The 2,311-nt window shown below is 58.1% G+C and carries 3 protein-coding genes; 1 reads left to right on the forward strand and 2 read right to left on the reverse strand.

All coding sequences use genetic code 11. From position 1 onward, the window contains the following. Nucleotides 1–383 precede the first annotated feature (383 nt). Nucleotides 384–602 carry a hypothetical protein gene (locus ACFDR9_RS27530; protein WP_409033054.1) on the forward strand — a complete coding sequence of 73 codons (219 nt, stop codon included), beginning with the start codon at nt 384–386 and terminating at the stop codon, nt 600–602. On the opposite strand, the gene ACFDR9_RS27535 is transcribed toward ACFDR9_RS27530, so the two are convergent. Together ACFDR9_RS27535 and ACFDR9_RS27540 are read right to left on the reverse strand one after the other, a co-directional pair. After that, entirely contained in the window at nt 599–1,966 is a 1,368-nt protein-coding gene (locus ACFDR9_RS27535) for a sodium-dependent transporter (RefSeq protein WP_409033055.1), read from the reverse strand. The two genes, ACFDR9_RS27530 and ACFDR9_RS27535, sit on opposite strands and share 4 nt — an antisense overlap. Before the next feature lie 102 nt (nt 1,967–2,068). Further along, a partial coding sequence (locus tag ACFDR9_RS27540; protein ID WP_409033056.1) for a hypothetical protein occupies nt 2,069–2,311 on the reverse strand: 243 nt, incomplete at its 5' end.

Consider the following 2,311-nt stretch of genomic DNA (forward strand, 5'->3'; position numbering starts at 1 on the left):
TTTTGCGCCGATGATAGTGCTGCAACCAGTGTGAAAGTAGGTTATCGTCAGGCTTGTTATATTAAAAAAGCCCCGCAGAGATGTGGGGCTTTTTTTCGTCCGCTTTTTTGTGGGCGTTAAACCAATATACACCTGCGCGTCGGTGAGAAGGGTGCGCGGAACGGGTAGTCGGCCCGGCCTGGAATCTGATATTCATTTCGGGAGACGCTGACACCGATGTGCGCGTCCTCGCTGGAGGCCGCGCTAGCGTAGCATGGCGACCTTGGCGCCGCCAGATTGTTGCATGCGGGGCCGGGCGGCGCGGAATGGTGTGGCCGGCTCGAGCAACTTGCCGTGCATGGGTCAACCTGGGCCGCGGGCTGGATTCCGATACCCAGGATCTGATGTTGAGTGGCGCGGCGCAGGGCCACGGTGTGGTAATCGCCGATACCCGGCGGGCGGCCGAGGGGCTTGCCAACGGCACGTTGACGACGCCGTTTTTGGGAGAGGTCGACAATGACGCCTCGTACTTTCTGCTATGTCCGCCTCAGCGCGCGCGGACGCCGGTCATGTATGCCTTGGCCGCCGCGCTGCATGCCTTGATCGCCAATCAAAAAGTCTAGAACAACTTCAAGCCTTTCAGCATGACGGCCAGGATCAGCAGTGGCGACACGTAGCGCAGCAGGAAAAATAACGCGCGCGCGACGCCTTTGTTTTGCAGCTGGCCGTCATTGCCCAGTGCGCGGCTGAACTTGTCGATGCCCCAGTCCCAGCCCACAAACAGCGCGATCGCAATGCCACCCGCAGGAAGCAGGACATTCGACGAGACGAAATCGAACAGGTCAAACATGGTCATGTTAAACAGCTTAAAGTCGGCCAGCGTGCTGTTGCTCAAGGCGCAGCAGGAGCCCATCAGCGCCAGTACCGCGATCGTCAACATGGTCGCCTTCGGCCGGGAAAAGCCGAGGCGCTCGTGGAAAATCAGCACCGGCACTTCCATGAGCGACAGCATCGCACCGGTAGCGGCGACGGCCGCCAAGAGAAAGAATACGACCATCAGTAACTGGCCCATTGGGATCTGTGAAAACACGGCCGGGATGGTGATAAACACCAGTGCCGGGCCGGCCGCCGGTTCGAAGCCGAAGGTGAACACCGCAGGAAAGATGGCGATACCCGCCAGCATCGACACGCACAGGTCGGCGCTCATCACGCGAAGGGTGGTCAGCGGGATATTTTGGTCATCGCGGAAATAGCTTCCGTAGGTCATCATCGTGCCCATGCCAATCGATAGCTTGAAAAACGCCAGGCCCATCGCCGTTAGCACGACCGACGCGGTGATTTTGCTGAAGTCGGGCTGGAACAGGAAGGCCAGGCCTTCTCGCGCCTTATCCAGTGACAAGCTTACGGCGCAGAGCATCAACAGCAGCACGAACAGCAGCGGCATTAATTTTTTGGTCAGCGCCTCAATGCCCTTGGTCACGCCCATCAGGAGGATGCCGCCAATAAAGATCAGCACGCCCCACTGCCACAGCAGCGACTGCAGGGGATCGCTGATCAGCGCACCGAAAGCCGCCTCGGTCACGCGGCGGTCGCTACTTAAGATGGTGCCCCCGATGGCCTTCACTACATAAGCGAAAATCCAGCCGACCACCTCGGAGTAAAACGACAGAATCATGAAGGCGGCGAGCATGCCGGCCGCACCGATCAACCACCACATGCGCCCCTTTGGCGCCAACATCTGCAGCGTTGAAATCGGATTGGCCTTGGCTTGGCGTCCCAGCGTGATTTCGACAATCATCACCGGCAGGCCGACCAGCAGCGTCGCGAGTAAGTAAATCAGCAGAAAGCTGGCGCCGCCGTTCGCGCCTGTAAGATACGGGAACTTCCATATATTGCCAAGTCCCACTGCGGAGCCGAGAGTGGCAGCGAGTACGCCGAAGCCGGAAGTGAAGCCGGGGCGTGTCGCGATGTTTTGAGCTTGTTTCATCTAGTGTCTTCTGAATTAATGCGTTGGGTGCCGCGAAAGGGCGAAATTGTAGCAGTTGGCCCCGGCGCTAACGCAGGAATGCGAGTGCCGCGCATGGCCCTCTCATATAGATAGAGAAAGACCTTGCAAGAGCGCTGCCCCTTTGCTATAGTTCGCCTCCCCAATGACAGGCACTCGATGCCGGGCAAAAAGGGCCGGTCGGAAACGACGGGGTAGCGAAAATAGAAGTTGACGAAACAAGCGAAACGCCTCATACTCTTTCTTCTTCGCGGCCGACAAACAGAACGCTTTGTCAACAAGCCGCAGGCAGTACCGAACAAGTTCTTTAACAATTAACAGTCGATA

Origin of the sequence: Janthinobacterium sp. CG_23.3 (assembly GCF_046115965.1) — a bacterium.
Taxonomy (GTDB): domain Bacteria; phylum Pseudomonadota; class Gammaproteobacteria; order Burkholderiales; family Burkholderiaceae_D; genus Janthinobacterium.